The sequence below is a fragment of the Pseudomonas putida genome (assembly GCF_003228315.1).
Taxonomy (GTDB): Bacteria; Pseudomonadota; Gammaproteobacteria; order Pseudomonadales; family Pseudomonadaceae; genus Aquipseudomonas; species Aquipseudomonas putida_S.
Genome location: NZ_CP029693.1, coordinates 4,856,079 through 4,878,687, shown reverse-complemented (window position 1 = coordinate 4,878,687; position 22,609 = coordinate 4,856,079). Strand labels below are relative to the sequence as shown.

The window sequence follows — 22,609 nt, the reverse complement described above, 5'->3', positions numbered from 1 at the left end:
TATTGGCTGACATACCGCTATCGCGAGCAGGCTCGCTCCTACAGTGATCTCATTGTTTTGTAGCTTGAGTTCGCAGCTACAATGCCCGCTCCTCAAGGAGCCCGCATGTCCAACCTGATTGCCGACTGGCGCGACCGTCCTACCCATCGTCGGGTCTGGGCGCTGGCGGCGCCGATGATTCTTTCCAATATTTCCGTGCCGCTGGTGGCGCTGGTCGACAGCACTGTCATCGGTCATTTGCCCCATGCCCATCAACTCGGTGCCGTCGCGGTCGGGGCCAGTCTCTATACCTTTCTGGCCTGGGCGGTGGGTTTTCTGCGCATGGGCACCACCGGTTTTGCCGCCCAGGCTGCCGGGCGCGGGGACGGCGCGGCGTTGCGGCAGATTTTGTTGCAGGGGCTGTTGCTGGCCGTGGGGCTGGCGATTGTCCTGGGTGCGCTGGGCGTGCCGTTGAGCGGGGTGGCGCTGCACTTCATGCAGCCTTCGGCGGAACTGGACCAGATGACGCGCGAGTTCTTCCATACGCGGCTGTTCGGCCTGCCGGCGGCGCTGGCCAGTTATGCGCTGGTGGGCTGGTTCCTCGGTACGCAAAACGCCCGCGCGCCGCTGGTGATTCTGCTGACGACCAACCTGGTCAACATCGCGCTGAACCTGTGGTTTGTCCTCGGTCTGGAATGGGGGGTGGTGGGTGCGGCCCGGGCTTCGGTGATTGCCGAGTGGACCGGCGCGCTGATCGGCCTGCTGATGACGCGCCAGGCCTTGCAAGCTTACCCGGGCCATATCGCTTGGGCGGCGTTGCGGCTGTGGCAAAGCTGGCGACCGTTGCTGGCGGTCAACCGCGATATTTTCCTGCGCAGCCTGGCGCTGCAATCGGTGTTTTTTCTGATCACCGTGCAGGGTGCGCGACTGGGTGATGCCACCGTCGCCGCCAACGCCCTGCTGCTCAATGGCCTGCTGCTGACCGCCCATGCCCTCGATGGCCTGGCCCACGCCGTGGAAGCCCTGTGCGGGCATGCCATCGGCGCTCGCGACCGCGATGCCCTGCGCCGCTCGCTGGTAGTGGCCTGCGGTTGGTCGTTACTGGCGAGCCTGGGATTTGCCGTGTTTTTCCTGCTGGCCGGGCACCTGTTCATCGAGATGCAGACCGACATTGCCAGCGTGCGCGATACCGCGTTCATCTACCTGCCCTATCTTGCCGCGCTGCCGCTGATCGCAGTCTGGAGCTACCTGCTGGACGGGCTGTTCATTGGCGCCACTCGCGCCCGGGAAATGCGCAACGGCATGCTGCTCACGGTGGCAATGCTGGTGCCGTTCGGCTGGGTGCTGCAAGGTTTTGGCAACCATGGCCTGTGGATAACCTTTTTGCTGTTCATGGTGCTGCGCAGCCTGACCCTGGGCCTCATCGCCTGGCGCCTGCGGCGCAATGACGGCTGGTTCACGGGCGTGCACTGAATCGCCAGTGCTCAAGGCTTATTGCTCTGCCAGCGGTTGCGCAAACAGTCGAGCCGCTCCTGCTGGGTTCGCCCCGAGGGTTGCGCAGCTACCGCATCGGGGTGGCGCAGGCGCAAGCACAACCAGCCATCGAGCACCGGGCGTTCGCTGAAACCCAGCGCCAGGCCCTCCTGCAAATGGGTCCAGAGCCGGGCGTAATCGGTGGAGGTGGACCGGCTCCAGTGCCAGGCATATTGCTCCAGCAGGCAGGTTTGCAGCTTTTCCCGCTGCCGTTGGCTGAGGGTTTCTTCGACGGCCAGGGGACTGACGGCCAGCCCCGGATTGAGCAACATCTGCCAGCCCTGATAACCCGCCGCGCGGTCTGCCCAGGTACCGCCAAACCAGCGCATCTGCTTGATCGGCCCCATCCAGCGACTCAGCTCGACAGCGTCACAGGCATCGAAAAAATAACTGGCGGTCTGCGGGCTGTAGTAGCTCAACAAGGCTCGATGATGCAGATCGAAACTGACGGTGAGCATGCGCCGCAGGTGCGCCAGCAGCATCGACGCAGGCGCTTCACTGATCAGCAGCAAACCGCGCCAGTGCTGCGCATCACGCTGGCAGGCATCAGCCAGCATTGGACAGGTGAGCAGGTTGACCAGCACCGGCCCCTGTTCACGCAGGGCATGCCATTCGGTGCCTTCGAACAGGCGGTAGCAATGAGTCGGGTCGACCTGTTGTCTCAACATTGCACCCGCTTGCGCTGCGCCCGGCACATCCAGCAGCAACCAGCGCGGCGGCACATCGGCCGCGTACACCGCCCTCACGCTGCACCGCTCCGGTCAAGCCGCATCGCTACCCGACAGGTACAGATCGCCTGATCACAGTCATTGAAACTGCCCCCGCCAGGCAGCAGGCACAACATCAGCAATGGTTGCCCCGAATGCAGCCAGTCCTGCAACGCTTCAGGCGGGCAGTGTTCCGTTGACGGCGGCTGCGCCTCTTCAAGCGGTGCCGGCTGGTGAAGGATCGCGGTGATCAACGGCTGATCCGGGTCACCGTCGATAAAGCTCACCAGCACTGGTGTGCCTTCACGCAGCGGCGCAGCACCTGCTGCTTGAAGCGGCGACGCCAAAGGCAACCAGCAATGACTTGGCGCCGCGCCCTCGCCCTCATACAGCCAATCGAACTGCACCGCGACCGGGCGCGACCGGGCGGGTTGCGGCTCGTCAACGCTCACCACCCACGCCCGTTGCAGACTGTGCATGGCCGGCCGCGCCGGGCTCGGGGCTGATGCAAACGGCGCTGTCCCGTGCACCGCCCGCACCTGATTGCAGTAAGGGATCGACAGGTCCTGGCGACCCTGATGCTCCACATGGGTCAGCAGCCATTGCTGATTGCACTCGGCAATCGGGTGACCGGACAACGCCATCGACTGGCCGCTGCGCAAGGTCGCCAGGTCCGAGTAAGCATTGGCTTGCGGGTATTCGCTGTCGGCACCGTGTCGAACTTCGAAACGACGCACTGCCGGTAGCTCATCCTCGGGCCTGAACAGCGTCAGGTCCCCTACTCGAAACGGCCCCTTTCGATCGGAGAACACGACGCAGTGCCCGGCGGCCCGATGTTCAAAATGGTAGTGAATGCGCTCCCGGGCACACAGGCGCTGAAGAAACTGCAGGTCGGATTCGCGGTACTGCGTGCAGAAGTCCCGAGGGGGGTATTGACCGCTCAATTCGAAACGCCGTTCGTGGCCGGCGATCCCGTGCTGCCTGAGTACCTTGTCGAGGATTTGCGGCACTGAACGGCCGCTGAAGATGCGTTGATTGAAACGTTGGGCCAAACACGCCAGTTTCGGCCTCAGGCGCACATGGCAAAGCCTGACTTTCGAGTGGTGGTCACGCTGAAACAGTTCGTGCAGTTGCCCGTGAACGCTGTTCCCCGCCGGCCCGAAGTGCAGACTGGCCGAACGGTATAAAAGGCTGGCGAGGTCGATCGTGGTGTCATTGATCAACAAATCCACTTCAAACGCGAAGGGCTCGCTGATCGCTTCTCTTCCGGTAAAAGCCAGGACCTCGAAGGCGTCGGACAGGCCTGCTACGTCCAGACGAAAAGGCGGTTCGTTGACTGGATCGAACATGGGCGATTCTCTACGGGAGGGGCGGCCGGGAATTCTCGCCGAGAGGCATGGCCGAGTAGAGAGGGGAAATACAACTTGGGAAATGACCTACGCGAAAAGAGGACGAATTCCCGAAATAGCCGAGGACGTAGTTCGATTCGCTGGAAAAAAGAGAATTGCCTCACCAGGTCATCTGAAAATTCCGAGGCTTTCGGTACATTTTCAGACAACCTGATGGGAGCAGGACTTACCTCAGGAAGACAGGTAAGAAGAACGGGTCAGACCCAGGCGCAAGGCATCGAGGAACTGCGTGCGCTCGGTGGCGCTGATGCGGGCACTGGCGCACTTGTCGCGGTAGTGGGTCATCAGCTCCTCGGGCGACAGGTGCACGTAGCGCAGCATGTCTTCGATGGTGTCGTGGGTTTCGATGCCGGCGTGGTAAACGCTGCCATCGGCGTTCTGGTAGATGTTCACCGAGTCGGTGTCACCAAACAGGTTGTGCATGTCACCCAGGATTTCCTGGTAGGCACCGACCAGGAACACACCCAGCAGGTAATCCTCACCTTCGTTCAGCGCGTGCACCGGCAGACTGGTCTCGATGCTCTGCTCGTCGACGTACTGATTGATCTTGCCGTCGGAGTCGCAGGTCAGGTCTTGCAGCACGGCGCGGCGCATCGGCTCTTCGTCGAGGCGATGCAGCGGGATGATCGGCAGGACCTGGTCGATGGCCCAGGTATCCGGCAGGCTCTGGAATACCGAGAAGTTGCAGATGTACTTGTCGGCCAGCTTGTCGTTGAGTTCGTCCAGCACCTGACGGTGCGAACGCTGGCGCGCCTTCAGCGAGTTGTGCAGGCGACGGCACACGGCGAAGTAGCATTGTTCGGCCAGGGCTTTTTCGGCCAGGGTCAGCTTGCCATCGGCGTACTGGGCGGCGACATCGCTCATGTAGTGCGTGGCGCGCCAGTAGGTTTCGGTGACCATCTCGATATCGGTCGGACCCAGCAGGTCCACCAGCCACTGCACGGTTTCCGGCAGCGCGTCCTTGTTCTCGATCTGCGGCACTTCGTCGTTGTGCTTCTCGACGTCGGTCACCTGCACCACCAGCATCGCGTGGTGCGCGGTCAGGGAGCGGCCGCTTTCGGAGAAGATGTTCGGGTGCGGCAGGCTCTGCGCGTCGCAGAACTCCTTGAGCATTCCGACCACGACACCGGCGTAATCGTCCATGTCGTAGTTGATCGAACTGGCGTTACGCGAGTGCGTGCCGTCGTAGTCCACGCCCAGGCCGCCACCGACGTCGATGTGGTCCACCGGCAGGCCGAGGTTGCGCAATTCGCCGTAGTAACGGATCGCTTCCTTGAAGCCGTGCTGGTAGTCCGCCAGGTTGGCGATCTGCGAACCCATGTGGAAGTGCAGCAGGCGGATGCCCTGATCCAGGCCCGCCGCGCGGAAACGCTCGACCACCGACAGCAGTTGCGCGGCCGACAGACCGAACTTGGATTTCTCGCCACCGGTGTCCGCCCACTTCGACGAAGCCAGGGACGACAGGCGCACGCGCAGGCCGACTTGTGGCTTGACCTTGAGCGAAGCGGCTTCTTCGATCACCAGGCCGACTTCGGATTCTTTCTCGATCACGATGAAGACGTTGTGGCCGAGCTTCTGGCCCATCAGCGCCAGGCGGATGAACTCGCGGTCCTTGTAACCGTTGCAGACAATGGTGCCGCCCTTCGGCGCCAGTGCCAGCACCGCCAGCAATTCCGGCTTGGAACCGGCTTCCAGGCCAATGGAAACGTTCTGCGTGGCGATGATGTTTTCGATCACCGCTTCCTGCTGGTTCACCTTGATCGGGTACAGCGCCGTGTACTTGCTCTGGTACTCCAGACGCTCGATGTTGGCGTCGAACGCGCCAGTCAGTTGACGCACGCGGTCTTGCAGGATGTCGGGAAAACGGACCAGCAGCGGCAAGGACAAACCGCTTTTGCGCAGTTGGTCGACTTGCTCGAACAGGTCGATGGGCGAGCTGCTCGGACCGTTCGGACGAACTTCGACGCGACCGGCGTCATTGATCGCGAAATACCCGGCCCCCCAATGGCGAATCCCGTAAACACTGCGGCTGTCCGCAACTGTCCATTGGCTGCCATCGTCTTTGCGTGTGCGTCGTACGGACATCGAAGTCCCCTATAAAGAAGTCATGGTGCGTCGCCTGGAATCAGGCCGGCGCAGTCTAAAGAATGAAAATGACGGTTCATCAACGAGGGAGTAGACCCCGTCGACCGCAACGAGTTTAGAAACCGGTCATGAACAGGCTCTGTGAAAACCATGGTGACGACGCCAGGCCTGAGGGTTTCAGGACTGGATCAAGTCACAGGTGGTTTTCACAGAGGCTGCTAGCCGCCGGATTTCTTCGACTTGAAACCGAGCTTGATCAGTTCTGCCAAGAGTAGCTCGACATGATCGCCCTGGATTTCGATGACACCGTCTTTCAACGCTCCACCGGTACCACAGCGTTTCTTCAACGTGGTCGCCAGTTCCTTGAGCGCGTCTTCAGCCAGCGGCACGCCGGTGATGGTGGTCACCGTCTTGCCGCCACGGCCCTTGCTTTCGCGACGCACGCGAGCAATGCCGTCGCCGGCAGGGATAACGGTCTGTTTGCAGATGCAGGCGTCCACCGGTTTACTGCATTCCGGGCAATGACGACCTGCGTCGGTGGAAAATACCAGGCCGCCCAGGGCGGCGAAGGATGCGGCTTTTTTGGCCACCGGCAATCCTCTATGGGAGGACAAAGACTGGTCGCAGCACTTGGGATGGCTATCGACCGCGAAGCCCCACTCAGGCAGGGGCAGCGCTACTGAAACGGCAAGGCTTGTTCCAAACACGCGTAATTCCATCGGACAAAACGCGTTTTTCTGTAGGAGCGAGCCTGCTCGCGATGAACGTCGGGGCAACGTTGGCATTCAGACAGCCCACGTCATCGTTAGCGACCATCGCGAGCATGCTCGCTCCTACAGGAACAGCAATACCGGTTCAGCTTGAAAAGGTCGCGCAGTGTAACGGCAAAAACGCCGATTGCTAAGAGCCAATCGGCGCCAATTTATAGCGTGTTTGCGACGTCTTCGCCGCGAGACCGCAGATAGCGTTTCAAGGCGGCCAGAGAGTCCGGGCAGTAAGGCTTTTCCTGGATGTCCCGCAGCACTGCTTCCACCGGTAAAAAGCGCGCTTCCAGCACCTCTTCCGGCTGCAGAATCAATGGGCCGTCCCACACCGCCGAAAACGCCGAGCACCACAGGCGATTGCCGGTGTCCTCGAAGAAAAAGTGGTCATGGGCGGTCAACTCGACACCGCTTACCCCCAGTTCCTCTTCCAGCTCCCGGGCCGCCGATTCGGCGTAGGTTTCGGTAGCGAGCACCATGCCGCCCGCCGCCACGTCCCAATACCCCGGATAGATTGCCTTGCTCAGGGTGCGCCGGTGCACGCACAGCTCGCCGGCGGAGTTGAACAACATGATGTAGGTACCGCGTCCGATCAGCCCGCGCTCGCGCAGTTCGGAACGCACCAGCGCGCCGAGCAGGTTGTCCTGCTCGTCGACCCAGGCAATTTGCTCCGCGTCGGACGCCGCCCGATGGGCGGCCTCGCGCAGGTTGTCGCTGGAACTGTCGACCATGACTCAGCCCTGATTCAGCAGTTGACGCAAATCGATCACCGCCGCGTTGGCCCGGGAAATGTAGTTGGCCATGACCAGCGAGTGGTTGGCCAGCACGCCGAAACCGCTGCCGTTGAGGATCATCGGACTCCACACCGGCTCCTGGGACGCCTCCAGCTCACGAATGATCTGGCGCACGCTGACGGTGGCGTTCTTCTTGGCCAGCACGTCGGCGAAGTCGACCTCGATGGCACGCAGCAGATGGGACAAGGCCCAGGCCTGGCCGCGGGCTTCGTAGAACACGTTATCGATCTGCATCCATGGGGTCTCGACGATTTCCTCATCGACCTGCGGCGCCACACCCGGTGCCACGACCTCAGTCTTCAACGCAGTGTTGAGCTTGACCCGACCGACGCTGGCCGACAGCCGTTGCGACAGCGAACCCAGGCGTGTGCCGACGTCACCCAGCCAGTTGTTCAGGTTGTCGGCACGGGCATAGAACAGCGCGGTCTTCTGATTAGGATCGGACAGACGCGCCTGATAACGGCTCAGGGAGTTGATGCCTTCCTGGTACTCGGACTCACTGGACGGCAGCACCCAGCTTTTGTTGTCGAAGTTGAAACGCGGCTCGGCCTTGGCCAGATCGGCGTCTTCGGCCGACTGCGATTGCGAGCGGGCGAAGTCTTTGCGCATGGCGCGGGTCAGGTCACGGACCTGGACCAGTACGCCATATTCCCAACTCGGCGTGTTATCCATCCACAGGCCCGGGGGGAAACGGTCATTGGAAATGTAGCCGCCTGGCTTGTTCAGCAAGGTGCCGACAACCGTCTTGAGGGTTTCAACAGTGGTGTAGCCGACCACCATCTGCTTGCCTTCCTTCTCGGCGGCCATCTGGGCGTTTTGCTGAACCGGGAACAGTGCCGGCTCCTCACTCCAGTACCAGCCCAGGGCAATGGTCACCAGCAGGTAGATACCGACCAGCGTGGCCAGCGCCCGGCTGAACACCAGGCCGCCCAGGTGACTGCGGGTAGCCGATTTCGGTTCGGCGGCACGTTCGGGCGCGCTACCGGCGCGGTTCTTCCAGTCCAGCATGGCGATTTCCTTTCAAGCTCTTGGGTTCAACGGTTCGACCACAACCATACAACAACGTGCCTTGGCCCGGCACCCGCCGTTGGGATCATGTCGGAAATAAGCTTCCCGATGGATGGAAATAGACCACACGCTCGGTAACCGCCGGCGAAGCCTGTCCCTCTGTGGGAGCGAGCCTGCTCGCGATGGACGATCCGACACCACGGGGCATCAGACAGCCCGCGTCATCGTTGACGACCATCGCGAGCAGGCTCGCTCCTACAGAAAGGCAATTTACCTCTAAGGGATTCCCCTATACCCCCTCATTCAAGAAATCCTCAATACATTCAAGCCGATATCTCAACTCGTCATGCTGGATAGAGTCGTCACGCGCCCATGGGAAAAACCATAAGAAGCCCGAAATACAGGCCTTTACCAAGAATAGACAGCCAATTACAGACCAATCGGTCACAAACTGAATGCGCCCGCCACGCAGATTATTGACGTACGACACTCATGCAATTGAAAAGAGATGCTAGCATAGAGCCACCAGTCGACCTCAGCGTGCCCCCTAACTAGTAGTCAGGATATGACCGAGCCAGAAGATCCCAGCCGCGAGCGCCTCAAGCACCACTTTGCCCAGCGGGTAATTCATCAGGCACGTCAGATACTTGAGATATGGCAGCGCCTGCAACGCAGCGAGTGGTCGACCAATGATCTGTCGGAACTGAGCGAGGCCAACCTGCGCCTGCTGCGGTTCGCCGAGCGATTCGAACAGCCGGAACACATCCAGCTGGCTCGCCAGATCAGCCTGTCGCTGGAGGCTGTGGACGCCAATCGCGGGCGCCTGAACAGCGACCTGATCACCGATCTCAACCGCTTGATGCAGCGCCTGTCGCGCACCGGCCTGCGGCATGGCGATCAGCTTGATCAAACCTTTCTGCCGCCGTTGCGCAAGCCGATCTACGTCATGTTGCAGGACCACGACCGTGCCGAGCGCCTGGCCAAGCAACTGGAATTCTTCGGCCTCAGCGCCCAGGCCCTGGACAGCGTTTCGGCATTCCGCTCCTCGATGGTCGAGCGCTTGCCGGCGGCGATTGTCATGGACGTGGACTTCAGCGGCCCCGGTATCGGCCTGAAGCTGGCCGCCGAAGCCCAGGAAGGCCTGGATCAACGGTTGCCGCTGCTGTTTTTCAGCCTGCATGAAACGGACACCCCGACCCGCCTGGCCGCCGTGCGCGCCGGTGGCCAGGAGTTCCTCACCGGCACCCTCGAAGCGTCGAGCCTGCTGGAAAAAATCGAAGTCCTGACCTGCGCCGCCCAGTACGAACCCTATAAAGTCCTGATCATCGACGACTCCCGCGCCCAGGCCCTGCACACCGAGCGCCTGCTTAATAGTGCCGGGATCGTCACCTGCACCCTGATCGAGCCGATCCAGGCCATGGCCGAGCTGGCGGACTTCCAGCCGGACCTGATCATCCTCGACATGTACATGCCGGCCTGCACCGGTACCGAGCTGGCCAAAGTGATCCGCCACAATGACCGCTATGTCAGCGTGCCGATCATTTACCTGTCGGCCGAGGACGACCTGGACAAGCAACTCGATGCCATGAGCGAAGGCGGCGACGACTTCCTGACCAAGCCGATCAAGCCCCGGCACCTGATCACCACCGTGCGCAACCGTGCGGCGCGGGCGCGCAACCTGAAGGCGCGGATGGTCCGCGACAGCCTCACCGGCCTGTACAACCACACCCACATTCTGCAATTGCTCGAGGACTGCTCGTTCCGCGCCCGTCGCGAGAACAAGCCGCTGAGCTTTGCCATGCTCGACATCGATCACTTCAAGCGGGTCAACGACAGCCACGGCCACCCCATGGGTGACCGGGTGATCAAGAGCCTGGCATTGTTCCTGAAACAACGGCTGCGCAAGACCGACTTCATCGGCCGCTACGGTGGCGAGGAGTTCGCCATCGTCATGCCCGACACCGACATCGAGGCGGCCCACAACGTGCTGGATGAAATCCGCCAGCGTTTTGCCGAGATCCACTACCCCGCACAGCCGGAGGATCTGTGGTGCACCTTCAGCGCCGGGGTGGTTGAACTGTGCGATGAAACCGACAGCCTGCTGATGGCCAGCCAGGCGGATGAGGCGCTGTATCGGGCCAAGGCGGCCGGGCGCAACCGCGTGCACGCCGTGCCCGCGTAAAAGCAAAGTGCCACTTTTTCATCGAAATCGACCCCTTCCGTCATAACCGTGTAACAAAATCGCAATAAATTCAGGCGCTTACCATTTCGCCGCTGGTAGTCCCGCGATGCGCCTGAAGTTGCTGACCAATCTCAACACCCTCCTTTTAGTCGCCGTGTGCGTGGCCCTTGGCGCCACGCTCTGGTGGTCGCAAAGAGCCCTCGAACGCCCCTATCTGTTAATGGAGCGTTACCTGGGCCTGTCCCAGCAGTTTCAGAATGACGTGGCACGCAACGTTGAGGACTACCTCGCCAGCGGCGACGCCCTGCGCCTGAGCAGCGCCAGCCAGGCCATCGACAACCTGCAAAAGGAACTCGGCGAACTGCCACCGGCGCTGGCCGAGACCTTGCGCCCCAGCCTGTCGAACCTGAACGAATTCAGCAAAACTGACTTGCTGGCCGCCGGCAAACTCGCCGGCGATCCGCAAGCCCTGTTGCTGCAAGCCGAGCGCGAACTGGGCGCCAGCCTCGATCAACTCAGCCAGTACGCCAACGGCAACGCGGCGTACCTGACACCCCTGCTCGCCGCCGCCCAGCATCTGGGCAAATTGTCCCTGGCCCGGGACAAGCTGGTGAGCAGCGGTCGCAGTGAACTGGCGGCCGATGTCGAGCGCGAAGTCGGCAACATCCGCGCCCAGGCCAGCCAACTGGACGCCCTGCCATTGCTGGGTGTGGCCGCCAGCAGCGAATCGAACACCGATGATTTCGCCGCGATGATGGGCCTGGAAAACACCGAGAAAGCCGCAGCCGAAGACGCCGGAGTGGGCTTCAAGCGCGAGCTCAACAGCTTGCTCACCCGCTATCCCGCGGAACTGGCGCGCACCCGCGACCAGATCCAGAAACGCGCCGATCTGAGCGCCGCGACCCACTTGAAAATCGCCGATGTCCAACAGGCCATCGCCGGCCTGGAGCCGGTGGTGCGGGCCCAGCATGGGCAAATCCAGGGCGAGGTGCGCCTGATGCAAGGTGTGATGATCGGCCTGATCCTGCTGATCGCCCTGCTCATCGACACCCTGCAACGCAAGCTGGCGCGGACCCTGACCAACCTCGCCCCCGCCCTCTCGACCTGGGCCGAGGGCGACTTCAGCCGGGATATCCAGTTGGGCAAGACTAACCGCGAATTGCATGACATCGAAGCCTCGCTCAATCGCCTGCGGGCCTATCTGGTGGACCTGGTAGGGACCATCCGCCTGAACGCCGAACAGGTCGCGGGCAGCAGCCGGACCCTGGCGGAACTGAGCAATGACCTGCACAGCGGTGCCGAGCATCAGGCTGGTGACACGGCGATGATCCGCGACTCGCTGGGCGAACTGGAAGCAACGATCCAACAAGTCGCCGGCGATGCCAGTCAGGCAGCCGACGCCAGCCGCCATGCGGGACTGGCGGTGGAACACGGGCAGAAAGTCATCGGCCAGAGCCTGACCGGCCTGCATGCACTGGTGGGTGAGGTCCAGGGCAACGCGCAGATGATCGAGCATCTGGCCGAAGAGTCCGCGACCATTGGCGGCGTGCTGACGGTGATCCGCTCGATTGCCGACCAGACCAACCTGCTGGCGCTGAACGCCGCCATCGAAGCGGCGCGCGCCGGGGAAATGGGTCGAGGCTTTGCCGTGGTCGCCGAGGAAGTCCGCTCACTGGCCCTGCGCACCGCCGGTGCCACGGCCGAAATCCAGACCCTGATTGCCGGCCTGCAAACCGCGGCGCGACAATCGGTCGAAGGTATGCGCGCCCAGGTCGAGCACGCCGAAGCCACCGCCAATCAGGCCCAGGCCGCTGATGGCGCGCTGGACAAAATCGTCGGGGCGATCCAGACCATTTCCGACACGGCGGTGCGGATTGCCGATGTCACAGCCCAGCAAAGCGGCGCGGTCAGCGAGATTCGCGATCACAGTGAGCGCATCCATCAATTGGGTGGGGATAACTTGCTGCGCATCGGCGAAGGGCGTGAGCAAGGGGAGAATCTGCTGGTGCTGGGTGGTCGATTGCATACAGCCGTTCAGGCCTTCCGCGTCTAGCGGTCTACCCGTAGGAGCTGCCGAAGGCTGCGATCTTTTGATTTTGTTTTTTAATGGCAAGATCAAAAGATCGCAGCCTTCGGCAGCTCCTACACGGGGGCGGTGGTGTCATGTTCTGTCGACTATCATGCCTCCAAGCCCGATACGCGAGACCGTCATGCGCCGCTTGCTCTGCCTGCTGCTTTTAATGCTCGCCCTGCCGGCCACCGCCACCGGCCTGCTGGAGAGCCGCCCCAGTTCGACCCTGGGCTCGATCAGCAACAGCGCCGACTTCTTGCCAGTGCGCGAAGCCTTCAAACTGAGCCTGGTGGAAAGCACGCCGCAATCGATCAAGCTGCGCTTCATCGCCACCGAGGGTTATTACCTCTATCGCCACCGCTTCCAGTTCCGCGCCGATCCGGTCGATGTCAGCCTCGGCCCGGCGCAGATGCCCAAGGGCGAACAAAAACACGATGAGTTCTTCGGCGATGTCGAGGTCTACCACGGCATTCTCGACGTCGAACTGCCGCGCACCGATCAACGCCCGTTCACCCTCGCCGTGACCTATCAGGGCTGCGCGGACAAAGGCCTGTGTTATCCCCCGGAGACCGAACGCCTGAGTATTGATGGCAACGGCGCGCCCACTGCGCATGATTGGGGTTGGCGCGAACTGGCGCTGTTTTTCCTCGCGGGCCTGGGCCTGACCTTTACACCGTGCGTGCTGCCGATGCTGCCGATCCTTTCCGGCGTGGTGCTGCGCGGACAGGTTGGTGGCTGGCGCGGTTTCAACCTGTCGCTGGCCTATGTGCTGCCGATGGCGATCTGTTTTGCCCTGCTCGGCGCCCTCATGGGCCTGTTCGGTGCGCAGCTCAATTTGCAGGCACGCCTGCAATCGGCCTGGGTGCTGGTGCCGTTCGCGATGTTCTTCGCCTTGTTTGCCCTGGCGATGTTCGGTGTCTTCGAACTCAAGTTGCCACAGGCGTTCAGCAGTCGACTGGACCGCATTGCCGGTCGAACCGAAGGCGGTTCCCTGTGGGGTGCGGCAGTCTTGGGCGTGGTATCCAGCCTGCTGGTGTCGCCCTGCGTCTCGGCGCCCCTGGCCGGTGCGTTGCTGTATATCAGCGCCAGTGGTGATGCCCTGGGCGGCGGCTTGAAGCTGTTCATGCTGGGCCTGGGCATGGGCGCCCCGCTATTGCTGGTGGCCACGGGCGGCGCGGCGTGGCTGCCGAAAAGCGGGCCCTGGCTGGTCTACGTGAAAAACGCGATTGGCGTATTGCTGCTGGGGCTGGCGATCGGCTTGCTCGGTCGGGTGTTGCCCGGCCAGGTCACCCTATTGCTGATCGGCCTGCTGGCCGCAGGCGTGGGTTTGTTCATGGGGGCGCTGGAGTTCGTCTACAAACCGCCAAGAAAACGCCTGGGCCAGTTGCTCGGCATGTTCCTGGTGTTTTATGCCCTGGCCTGCTGGTATGGCGGATTCAGCGGCCAGAGCGATCCGTTCAATCCCATCGGCCAGCCCCGCCCTGCCGTGGTCGAGACCTCCGCACCCGACGCCAGCGCATGGCAAACCGTCAGCACCCCGCAAGACCTTGATCGGGTTCTGGCCGAAGCCCGCGCCTCCGGCACCCCGCTGCTGCTCGACTGGTACGCCGACTGGTGCATCAGCTGCAAAGTCATCGAACACCAGGTGCTTGATGACGCGATCGTCGTCGAACGTCTGAAGGGTTATCGGCTGATTCGTTTCGATATCACCGCCAGTAATTCCGAGCAACGGGCATTGCTTGATCGCTACAAACTGTTTGGCCCTCCGGCGCTGATGTTTTTCGGCAAAGACGGGATTGAACGGGTCGATGTGCGGGTGATCGGAGAGATCAACGCCCGGGACTTCGCCGAACGTGTCGCCAGAGCGAATGACCGGATTTAATCAAGCGGTCACATATTTCGCGCAAACATCGGACATCGTGCTGGCTATTGCAGAGAACTGGACAGTCACAAAGGCTTTGCGGCATAGTCGCCGGGTTCTGACAAATGCTCACCGACTTTCATGGGAACAACCGATGGCGACGCTACTGGTTCTGCACGGACCCAACCTGAACATGCTTGGCACCCGTGAACCGGGCACCTATGGCGCCACGACGCTGGCGCAGATCAACCAGGACCTGGAACGCCGCGCCCGAGAAGCCGGCCATCACCTGATGCACCTGCAGAGCAACGCCGAGTACGAATTGATCGACCGCATCCATGCCGCCCGCAGCGAAGGCGTGGACTTCATTTTGATCAATCCCGCAGCTTTTACGCATACAAGTGTCGCATTACGTGACGCGCTGCTGGCGGTGAGCATCCCATTCATCGAAGTGCATTTATCCAACGTGCACAAACGCGAACCTTTCCGCCATCACTCTTACTTCTCCGACGTAGCGGTGGGAGTGATCTGCGGCCTTGGCGCCAGCGGTTATCGACTGGCCCTGGAGGCCGCCCTGGAACAACTTGAACAACAAGTTAACCGCCCCTGACCGACCCTTGGGAGTTGATGATTCATGGATATCCGTAAAGTTAAGAAACTGATCGAATTGCTGGAAGAGTCCGGCATCGACGAGCTCGAGATCAAGGAAGGCGAAGAGTCCGTACGTATCAGCCGTAACAGCAAGACTCCGGCTCAGCAGTACTACGCACCGGCTCCAATGCCTGCCCCGGCTGCCGCGCCTGCCGCCGCTCCGGCTGCCGCTGCCGCCCCTGCTGCCGCCGCCGCGCCAGCACTGAACGGCACCGTTGCCCGTTCGCCGATGGTGGGTACTTTCTATCGCAAGTCTTCGCCAACCTCGCCAGCCTTCGTTGAAGTCGGCCAGACCGTGAAGAAAGGCGACACCCTGTGCATCGTCGAAGCCATGAAGATGATGAACCACATCGAAGCTGAAACCAGCGGTGTGATCGAATCCATCCTCGTTGAAGATGGCCAGCCGGTTGAGTTCGACCAACCGCTGTTCACCATCGTTTGAACCGCGGAGAGCCTTTGATGACTGCGAAGTTGGAAAAAGTTCTGATCGCTAACCGCGGTGAGATCGCCCTGCGGATTCTGCGTGCCTGCAAAGAGATGGGCATCAAGACCGTCGCCGTTTACTCCAAGGCCGACAAAGAGCTGATGCACCTGGGTCTGGCAGACGAGTCCGTCTGCATCGGCCCGGCTTCTGCCGCGCAATCCTACCTGCACATCCCGGCCATCATCGCCGCCGCTGAAGTGACCGGCGCCACCGCCATTCACCCAGGCTACGGCTTCCTTGCGGAAAACGCCGACTTCGCCGAGCAGGTCGAGAACTCCGGCTTCGCCTTCATCGGTCCGAAAGCCGAAACCATCCGCCTGATGGGCGACAAGGTTTCGGCCAAGCACGCGATGATCGCCGCTGGCGTACCGACTGTTCCAGGTTCCGACGGCCCGCTGCCGGAAGACGAAGAAACCGCTCTGCGCATCGGTCGTGAAGTCGGTTATCCGGTGATCATCAAGGCCGCTGGCGGCGGCGGTGGTCGCGGCATGCGCGTGGTGCACAAGGAAGAAGACCTGATCGCCTCGGCGAAACTGACCCGCTCCGAAGCGGGTGCAGCGTTCGGCAACCCGATGGTCTATCTGGAAAAATTCCTGACCAACCCGCGTCACGTCGAAGTCCAGGTACTGTCCGACGGCCAGGGCAACGCCATCCATCTGGGCGACCGCGATTGCTCGCTGCAACGTCGTCACCAGAAGGTTCTCGAAGAAGCGCCGGCACCGGGCATCGACGAGAATGCCCGCCAGGAAGTCCTCGCTCGCTGCGTCAAGGCGTGCATCGACATCGGCTACCGTGGCGCCGGCACGTTCGAGTTCCTGTACGAGAACGGTCGCTTCTACTTCATCGAAATGAACACCCGTGTTCAGGTGGAGCACCCGGTTTCGGAAATGGTCACCGGCATCGACATCGTCAAGGAGATGCTCAGCATCGCCGCCGGCAACAAGCTGTCGTTCACCCAGGATGACGTGGTCATCCGCGGTCACGCACTGGAATGCCGGATCAACGCCGAAGACCCGAAAACCTTCATGCCGAGCCCGGGCACGGTCAAGCATTTCCACGCCCCAGGCGGTAACGGCGTTCGCGTCGATTCGCACCTGTACAGTGGTTATGCCGTTCCGCCGAACTACGACTCGTTGATCGGCAAGCTGATCACCTACGGCGCAACCCGTGACGAAGCCATGGCGCGCATGCGCAATGCGCTGGACGAGATCGTGGTCGACGGGATCAAGACCAACATCCCGCTGCACCGCGACCTGACCCGCGACGAAGGCTTCTGCAAAGGGGGCGTGAACATTCACTACCTCGAGCACAAGCTGGCTGGCGAGAAGCACTAAGCTTCTACCGGCACATGACAAGGCCGCCTTCGGGCGGCTTTGTTGTTTATGCCCCCTCCTCCGCTCTTTTGTGGGAGCAAAGCTTGCTCGCGATAGCGGTTTGTCAGTCACATCCATGCTGGCTATGCCACCGTCATCGCGAGCAAGCTTTGCCCCCACAAAGTATCGCCCTTGTCGTCTTCTTACGCGCGCTGGCGTAAACTTGCCTGCTTCTCGCAGCCCGTCAGGCTGCAATCAATATTTTTCAAAGGTGCCCGCCATGCCTTGGCTGCAAGTCCGTCTCGCCATCAGCCCAGAACAAGCCGAAACCTACGAAGACGCTTTCCTTGAAGTGGGCGCCGTGTCGGTGACCTTCATGGACGCCGAAGATCAGCCGATCTTCGAGCCGGAACTCAACACCACCCCACTGTGGTCGCACACTCACCTGCTGGCTCTGTTCGAGGGCGGCACCGAGCCCGGCCCGGTACTGGCCCATCTGGAATTGCTGACCGGCAGCCCGCTGCCCGAGCATCACAGCGAAGTGATCGAAGACCAGGACTGGGAACGCAGCTGGATGGATGGTTTCCAGCCGATGCGCTTCGGCCAGCGCCTGTGGATCGTACCGAGCTGGCACGCGGCTCCCGAGCCTGATGCAGTGAACCTGCTGCTCGATCCGGGCCTGGCGTTCGGCACCGGCACCCACCCGACCACCGCCCTGTGCCTGGAATGGCTCGATGGCCAGGACCTCGAGGACTGCAACGTCCTCGACTTCGGTTGCGGCTCGGGCATCCTCGCCATTGCCGCCCTGCTGCTCGGCGCCAAACACGCAGTGGGCACCGACATCGACGTGCAGGCCCTGGAGGCCTCCCGCGACAACGCCGGACGCAACAACATCGCCGAAGAGCTGTTCCCGCTGTATCTGCCAGAGGATATGCCACAGGTTCAGGCCGACGTGCTGGTGGCGAACATTCTCGCCGGCCCGCTGGTTTCCCTGGCACCGCAACTGTCTGGCCTGGTCAAGCCGGGTGGTCGCCTGGCCCTGTCGGGCATCCTCGCCGAGCAAGGTGACGAGGTCGCAGCGGCCTACGCCAACGACTTCGATCTGGATCCGATTGCCAATCGCGATGGCTGGGTGCGCATTACCGGCCGTCGGCGCTAGAATGAACGTCTGCATAGACCGGATCGCCGCATGACCGACAGCTTCGTCACCCAGTGCCCGCATTGCCAAACCAGCTTCCGCGTCAGCCATGCTCAATTGAGCGTGGCTCGTGGCGTCGTTCGCTGCGGCTCCTGCCTGCAGGTGTTCAACGCTGCCAAACAACTGCTTGAGCAGGCAGGCAAGGAGCCCGTCGCTCCTGTTGCCCCGGCATATTTCGAAGCGCCGGCGCCCGCCGAGCCGCGAGCCATCAGCCAAAAGCAATGGAGCGCGACCGAGCTGGACCTGGACAGTCTTGATCTGGATGAAGAACTCGCCCGACTCGAACAACGGGAGATCCAGCCGATCACCGAGTTCGGCAAGCACCGCGAAGACACGCTGAGCGCGCGCCGCGACAGCGCTGAAACCGATGAAGAACCCTGGGCCTCCGACAGCCTCTTCAGCGAATCGGCGACCGACCGGGCACAAGCGGTCGAGGACCTTGATGACCTCGACAAGCTCGACACACTGGAAGATCTCGACGCCGACGAGCCGGTGAGCGAACCGGGCAGCATTCTCTCGCGCACTGAGCCATCGCTCTCTCTGGAGCCCGTAGAGCTGGACGACGAACCGCCGCTACCGCAACTTCGCCTGCAAGATCCGCTCAACACCCCAGCGCATCACGAACGCCTTTCAGCGACTGCCACCGAGGCCGTCGAGGACGACCTGACTTCCATCGCCCCCTTGCGCAAGCGACGCGAACGCAACGAGCCGGGCGTTCGCGCCGAGGTCTTGCAGGACCTGACCGACGACCCGCTGCAACTGGACTGGCAGAAACGCCGCTCTCCCTGGGGTCGTCGCCTCTTCTGGCTGATCCTGATCCTGCTGGGCGCCGGTGCATTGGTTGGCCAGTACGTCGCCTATCACTTCGACGAGCTGGCGCGCCAGGACCAGTACCGCCCATGGTTCCAGCAACTGTGCCCGCAAATCGGTTGCACCGTGCCATCGAAGGTCGACATCGCAAAAATCAAGAGCAGCAACCTGGTGGTCCGCAGCCACCCGGATTTCAGTGGCGCACTGGTGGTCGATGCGATCATTTACAACCGAGCGCCCTTCTCCCAGCCGTTCCCGCTGCTGGAACTGCGTTTTGCCGACCTCAACGGCCACTTGATCGCCAGCCGTCGCTTCAAGCCCGGCGAGTACCTCAATGGCGACCTCGAAGGCATGGTGGAAATGCCACCACAAACACCGATCCACATCGCACTGGACATCCTCGACCCAGGCTCCAAGGCCGTGAACTACAGCCTGAGCTTCCACTCACCCGAGTGAATCGATTCACCGATGCCGTCCTGACAACGGCTGCCTGACGCCCACTGGCCGGACCAAACCGGTGGCAATAACAAAATAACTGTTCAGATTTTGTTCAATTCAGCCTTTATCCGGTCATCGAGAGCGGGTATCATGCCAACCCTTTTTCGAACTCTCATGATCCGGCCCCACAACAGGGAAGTCCTATGTCGGCGGTACGCATCGGCCCATACACACTGAACAACAGCTTGATTCTCGCCCCCATGGCGGGCGTCACCGACCAGCCCTTTCGTCAGCTGTGCAAGCGTTTGGGCGCCGGGCTAGTAGTCTCGGAAATGGTCACCAGCGACATGAGTTTATGGAACACCCGCAAATCGCGGATGCGCATGATCCACGAAGGTGATCCCGAGCCACGCTCGGTACAGATCGCCGGTGGCGACGCGCAGATGCTGGCGGATGCGGCTCGAGCCAACGTCGAGCTGGGCGCCCAGATTATTGATATCAACATGGGCTGTCCGGCAAAGAAGGTCTGCAACAAGGCCGCCGGCTCCGCACTGCTGAAGGATGAAGCACTGGTAACCGAGATCCTGCAGGCCGTCGTGGCTGCGGTCGATGTGCCGGTTACCCTGAAGATCCGTACCGGCTGGGACCGGGACAACAAGAACGGCCTGACGGTGGCGAAGATCGCCGAACAGGCAGGCATCACGGCGCTGGCGGTCCATGGTCGCACCCGTGCCGACCTGTACACCGGTGAAGCCGAGTACGACACCATCGCCGCGATCAAGCAGGCGGTGTCGATACCGGTCTTTGCCAATGGCGATATCGATTCGCCGGAAAAAGCCCGGTACGTGCTCGACGCGACCGGTGTCGATGGCCTGTTGATTGGCCGGGCTGCCCAGGGGCGGCCGTGGATTTTTCGCGAGATCGATCATTTCCTGCGTACCGGCGAGAAGCTCCCGGCGCTGGAACTGATCGAGGTGGAACGCATTCTGCTAGAGCATCTTGCTGCGCTGCACGCCTTCTATGGAGACGTGATGGGCGTACGCATTGCTCGAAAGCATGTGGGCTGGTATCTCGCAACCCTGCCGGGCGCCAGGGAGTTTCGCGCCCACTTCAATCGTTTGGAAGATACGGAAGCACAATGCGCCAACGTTCAGGCCTTCTTCGCCGAACGTTACAAGAGCCTGACAGGGGACGGAGAAGGGGTGGCCGCATGACGATGATGACCGAGACTTTAGTGAGTGGAACTGCACCCGTGAGCGACAACGTGAATTTGAAACAGCACCTCAATACCCCAAGCGAAGAAGGCCAGACCCTTCGCGGGAGTGTCGAGAAAGCGCTGCACAATTATTTCGCCCACCTTGAGGGCGCTGCCGTCACGGATGTGTACAACCTGGTGCTCTCCGAAGTCGAGGCTCCCCTGCTCGAGTGCGTAATGAACTACGTCAAGGGCAACCAGACCAAGGCCAGCGAGATGCTCGGACTCAACCGGGGCACGCTGCGCAAGAAACTCAAGCAGTACGATTTGCTGTAAGCATTCAATCAAACCAGAAAGGCGCCCGCGTAAAACCGGCCGCCTTTTTTGCTGACTCCTTTGCTTTGTGATGGAAATTGAGATGACCGACCAGACTACCCGCCTGCCGATCCGCCGCGCCTTGATCAGTGTTTCCGACAAGACCGGGATCCTCGAATTCGCCAAAGAGCTTGAAGCCCTGGGCGTCGAGATTCTCTCCACCGGCGGGACGTTCAAGCTGCTGCAGGAAAACGGCGTTGCCGCAGTGGAAGTCGCCGATTACACCGGCTTCGCGGAAATGATGGACGGCCGGGTGAAAACCCTGCACCCGAAAATCCACGGCGGGATCCTCGGTCGTCGCGGTATCGACGACGCCATCATGAACGAGAACGGCATCAAGCCGATCGATCTGGTAGCAGTGAACCTCTACCCGTTCGAAGCCACCATCAGCAAACCTGGCTGCGACCTGCCGACCGCCATCGAGAACATCGACATCGGTGGCCCGACCATGGTCCGTTCCGCCGCCAAGAACCACAAAGACGTGGCCATCGTGGTCAATGCCAGCGACTACGCCAACGTCCTGGAAAACCTCAAGGCCGGCGGCCTCACCTACGCCCAGCGTTTCGACCTGATGCTCAAGGCGTTCGAACACACCGCCGCCTACGACGGCATGATCGCCAACTACATGGGCACCGTGAACCAGGCCGCTGAAACCCTGAGCACGGAAGGTCGCAGCGAATTCCCGCGCACCTTCAACACTCAGTTCATCAAGGCCCAGGAAATGCGCTACGGCGAGAACCCGCACCAGAGCGCGGCGTTCTACGTGGAAGCCAAGCCTGCCGAAGTCGGCATCGCCACCGCGACCCAACTGCAAGGCAAGGAACTGTCGTACAACAATGTGGCCGACACCGACGCCGCGCTGGAATGCGTGAAGAGCTTCGTCAAGCCAGCCTGTGTAATCGTCAAGCACGCCAACCCGTGCGGCGTGGCTGTCAGCCCTGATGCCGAAGGCGGCATCCGCAAGGCCTACGACCTGGCCTACGCCACCGACACCGAGTCGGCCTTCGGCGGCATCATCGCCTTCAACCGCGAACTGGACGCCGAGACCGCCAAGGCCATCGTCGAGCGTCAGTTCGTCGAAGTGATCATTGCCCCGAGCGTCAGCGAAGAAGCCCGCGCCATCGTCGCGGCCAAAGCCAACGTGCGCCTGCTGGCGTGCGGCGAGTGGTCGGCCGATCGTGCCGCTGCCTGGGACTACAAGCGCGTCAACGGTGGCCTGCTGGTGCAGAGCCGCGACATCGGCATGATCGGTGCCGATGACCTGAAAGTCGTGACCAAGCGCGCACCGACCGAACAGGAAATCCACGACCTGATCTTTGCCTGGAAAGTCGCCAAGTACGTCAAGTCCAACGCCATCGTCTACGCCAAGAACCGTCAGACCATCGGTGTCGGCGCAGGCCAGATGAGCCGTGTGAACTCGGCGCGCATTGCCGCGATCAAGGCTGAGCACGCTGGCTTGCAAGTACAGGGTGCAGTCATGGCATCGGACGCATTTTTCCCGTTCCGCGACGGTATCGACAACGCGGCCAAGGCCGGCATCACTGCGGTGATCCAGCCGGGTGGCTCGATGCGTGACAATGAAGTGATTGCAGCGGCAGACGAAGCCGGCATCGCGATGGTGTTCACCGGCATGCGCCACTTCCGTCACTAATATCATCAGGCCTGCAATGCGCAGACCTGTAGGAGCAAGGCTTGCCCGCGATGGCGTCCTCGAGATCGTCATCGCGGGCAAGCCTTGCTCCCACAATCGAGGTT

Annotated in this window: 17 protein-coding genes and 1 pseudogene; 12 read left to right on the top strand and 6 right to left on the bottom strand. The window is 61.6% G+C overall.

What is annotated here, in order from left to right; genetic code table 11:
• Nucleotides 1–105 precede the first annotated feature (105 nt).
• Nucleotides 106–1,452, top strand: a complete 1,347-nt coding sequence (locus tag DKY63_RS22810; RefSeq protein ID WP_110966165.1) for an MATE family efflux transporter — start codon at nucleotides 106–108, stop codon at nucleotides 1,450–1,452.
• 11 nt (nucleotides 1,453–1,463) lie between these two features.
• Here the strand turns inward: DKY63_RS22810 and DKY63_RS22805 are convergent, their stop codons facing one another.
• The 6 genes from DKY63_RS22805 to DKY63_RS22780 all read right to left on the bottom strand — a co-directional run bounded on the left by DKY63_RS22805 (nucleotide 1,464) and on the right by DKY63_RS22780 (nucleotide 8,276).
• Entirely contained in the window at nucleotides 1,464–2,258 is a 795-nt protein-coding gene (locus DKY63_RS22805) for a DUF4123 domain-containing protein (RefSeq protein WP_110966164.1), read from the bottom strand.
• Nucleotides 2,255–3,568 carry a type VI secretion system Vgr family protein gene (locus DKY63_RS22800; RefSeq protein WP_110966163.1) on the bottom strand — a complete coding sequence of 438 codons (1,314 nt, stop codon included), beginning with the start codon at nucleotides 3,566–3,568 and terminating at the stop codon, nucleotides 2,255–2,257. The genes DKY63_RS22805 and DKY63_RS22800 overlap by 4 nt, the downstream gene beginning before the upstream one ends.
• A gap of 231 nt (nucleotides 3,569–3,799) precedes the next feature.
• Complete coding sequence (speA, locus tag DKY63_RS22795) at nucleotides 3,800–5,713, bottom strand: arginine decarboxylase (RefSeq protein ID WP_110966162.1); 1,914 nt, start codon at nucleotides 5,711–5,713, stop codon at nucleotides 3,800–3,802.
• A gap of 218 nt (nucleotides 5,714–5,931) precedes the next feature.
• Nucleotides 5,932–6,303 (bottom strand): translation initiation factor Sui1, encoded by a 372-nt coding sequence (locus DKY63_RS22790; RefSeq protein WP_110966161.1) that lies wholly within the window; start codon nucleotides 6,301–6,303, stop codon nucleotides 5,932–5,934.
• A 332-nt stretch (nucleotides 6,304–6,635) separates the two neighbouring features.
• Complete coding sequence (locus tag DKY63_RS22785) at nucleotides 6,636–7,205, bottom strand: NUDIX hydrolase (RefSeq protein ID WP_110966160.1); 570 nt, start codon at nucleotides 7,203–7,205, stop codon at nucleotides 6,636–6,638.
• 3 nt (nucleotides 7,206–7,208) lie between these two features.
• Nucleotides 7,209–8,276, bottom strand: coding sequence for a DUF2333 family protein (locus tag DKY63_RS22780; RefSeq protein WP_110966159.1), 1,068 nt, complete (start codon nucleotides 8,274–8,276; stop codon nucleotides 7,209–7,211).
• Nucleotides 8,277–8,841: 565 nt separating this feature from the next.
• Here DKY63_RS22780 and gcbA point away from each other — a divergent pair.
• The 11 genes and pseudogenes from gcbA to purH all read left to right on the top strand — a co-directional run bounded on the left by gcbA (nucleotide 8,842) and on the right by purH (nucleotide 22,505).
• Nucleotides 8,842–10,458: a diguanylate cyclase GcbA gene (gcbA, locus tag DKY63_RS22775; RefSeq protein ID WP_110966158.1), complete on the top strand. Its 1,617-nt coding sequence runs from the start codon at nucleotides 8,842–8,844 to the stop codon at nucleotides 10,456–10,458.
• A 1,546-nt stretch (nucleotides 10,459–12,004) separates the two neighbouring features.
• Nucleotides 12,005–12,511: pseudogene (locus DKY63_RS33160) on the top strand (methyl-accepting chemotaxis protein); the annotation flags it as partial.
• Nucleotides 12,512–12,668: 157 nt separating this feature from the next.
• On the top strand, nucleotides 12,669–14,411 hold the full coding sequence (locus DKY63_RS22760) for a protein-disulfide reductase DsbD (RefSeq protein ID WP_110966156.1): 1,743 nt from the start codon (nucleotides 12,669–12,671) through the stop codon (nucleotides 14,409–14,411).
• Between the two features lie 133 nt (nucleotides 14,412–14,544).
• Nucleotides 14,545–15,000 (top strand): type II 3-dehydroquinate dehydratase, encoded by a 456-nt coding sequence (aroQ, locus tag DKY63_RS22755; protein ID WP_110966155.1) that lies wholly within the window; start codon nucleotides 14,545–14,547, stop codon nucleotides 14,998–15,000.
• A 24-nt stretch (nucleotides 15,001–15,024) separates the two neighbouring features.
• Nucleotides 15,025–15,483: an acetyl-CoA carboxylase biotin carboxyl carrier protein gene (gene accB / locus DKY63_RS22750; protein ID WP_110966154.1), complete on the top strand. Its 459-nt coding sequence runs from the start codon at nucleotides 15,025–15,027 to the stop codon at nucleotides 15,481–15,483.
• A 17-nt stretch (nucleotides 15,484–15,500) separates the two neighbouring features.
• On the top strand, nucleotides 15,501–16,859 hold the full coding sequence (accC, locus tag DKY63_RS22745) for an acetyl-CoA carboxylase biotin carboxylase subunit (protein WP_110966153.1): 1,359 nt from the start codon (nucleotides 15,501–15,503) through the stop codon (nucleotides 16,857–16,859).
• Nucleotides 16,860–17,118: 259 nt separating this feature from the next.
• A complete protein-coding gene (gene prmA / locus DKY63_RS22740; protein ID WP_110966152.1) occupies nucleotides 17,119–17,997 on the top strand; it encodes a 50S ribosomal protein L11 methyltransferase in 879 nt (292 codons plus the stop codon).
• Nucleotides 17,998–18,027: 30 nt separating this feature from the next.
• A complete protein-coding gene (locus DKY63_RS22735; protein ID WP_110966151.1) occupies nucleotides 18,028–19,302 on the top strand; it encodes a DUF3426 domain-containing protein in 1,275 nt (424 codons plus the stop codon).
• Nucleotides 19,303–19,487: 185 nt separating this feature from the next.
• The gene (gene dusB, locus DKY63_RS22725) at nucleotides 19,488–20,498 is read left to right on the top strand and encodes a tRNA dihydrouridine synthase DusB (RefSeq protein ID WP_110966149.1); all 1,011 of its coding nucleotides are present in this window, start codon (nucleotides 19,488–19,490) and stop codon (nucleotides 20,496–20,498) included.
• On the top strand, nucleotides 20,495–20,815 hold the full coding sequence (gene fis / locus DKY63_RS22720; RefSeq protein WP_046819701.1) for a DNA-binding transcriptional regulator Fis: 321 nt from the start codon (nucleotides 20,495–20,497) through the stop codon (nucleotides 20,813–20,815). The genes dusB and fis overlap by 4 nt, the downstream gene beginning before the upstream one ends.
• 82 nt (nucleotides 20,816–20,897) lie before the next feature.
• Nucleotides 20,898–22,505 (top strand): bifunctional phosphoribosylaminoimidazolecarboxamide formyltransferase/IMP cyclohydrolase, encoded by a 1,608-nt coding sequence (gene purH, locus DKY63_RS22715; RefSeq protein ID WP_110966148.1) that lies wholly within the window; start codon nucleotides 20,898–20,900, stop codon nucleotides 22,503–22,505.
• Nucleotides 22,506–22,609 lie beyond the last annotated feature (104 nt).

What these genes read in the sequence shown, in the direction of transcription:
- DKY63_RS22810 (WP_110966165.1), top strand. Translation starts at nt 106, where the DNA reads ATGTCCAACCTGATTGCCGACTGGCGCGACCGTCCTACCCATCGTCGG.
- DKY63_RS22800 (WP_110966163.1), bottom strand. Translation starts at nt 3,568, where the DNA reads ATGTTCGATCCAGTCAACGAACCGCCTTTTCGTCTGGACGTAGCAGGC.
- speA (WP_110966162.1), bottom strand. Translation starts at nt 5,713, where the DNA reads ATGTCCGTACGACGCACACGCAAAGACGATGGCAGCCAATGGACAGTT.
- DKY63_RS22785 (WP_110966160.1), bottom strand. Translation starts at nt 7,205, where the DNA reads ATGGTCGACAGTTCCAGCGACAACCTGCGCGAGGCCGCCCATCGGGCG.
- DKY63_RS22780 (WP_110966159.1), bottom strand. Translation starts at nt 8,276, where the DNA reads ATGCTGGACTGGAAGAACCGCGCCGGTAGCGCGCCCGAACGTGCCGCC.
- gcbA (WP_110966158.1), top strand. Translation starts at nt 8,842, where the DNA reads ATGACCGAGCCAGAAGATCCCAGCCGCGAGCGCCTCAAGCACCACTTT.
- DKY63_RS22760 (WP_110966156.1), top strand. Translation starts at nt 12,669, where the DNA reads ATGCGCCGCTTGCTCTGCCTGCTGCTTTTAATGCTCGCCCTGCCGGCC.
- aroQ (WP_110966155.1), top strand. Translation starts at nt 14,545, where the DNA reads ATGGCGACGCTACTGGTTCTGCACGGACCCAACCTGAACATGCTTGGC.
- accB (WP_110966154.1), top strand. Translation starts at nt 15,025, where the DNA reads ATGGATATCCGTAAAGTTAAGAAACTGATCGAATTGCTGGAAGAGTCC.
- accC (WP_110966153.1), top strand. Translation starts at nt 15,501, where the DNA reads ATGACTGCGAAGTTGGAAAAAGTTCTGATCGCTAACCGCGGTGAGATC.
- prmA (WP_110966152.1), top strand. Translation starts at nt 17,119, where the DNA reads ATGCCTTGGCTGCAAGTCCGTCTCGCCATCAGCCCAGAACAAGCCGAA.
- DKY63_RS22735 (WP_110966151.1), top strand. Translation starts at nt 18,028, where the DNA reads ATGACCGACAGCTTCGTCACCCAGTGCCCGCATTGCCAAACCAGCTTC.
- dusB (WP_110966149.1), top strand. Translation starts at nt 19,488, where the DNA reads ATGTCGGCGGTACGCATCGGCCCATACACACTGAACAACAGCTTGATT.
- fis (WP_046819701.1), top strand. Translation starts at nt 20,495, where the DNA reads ATGACGATGATGACCGAGACTTTAGTGAGTGGAACTGCACCCGTGAGC.
- purH (WP_110966148.1), top strand. Translation starts at nt 20,898, where the DNA reads ATGACCGACCAGACTACCCGCCTGCCGATCCGCCGCGCCTTGATCAGT.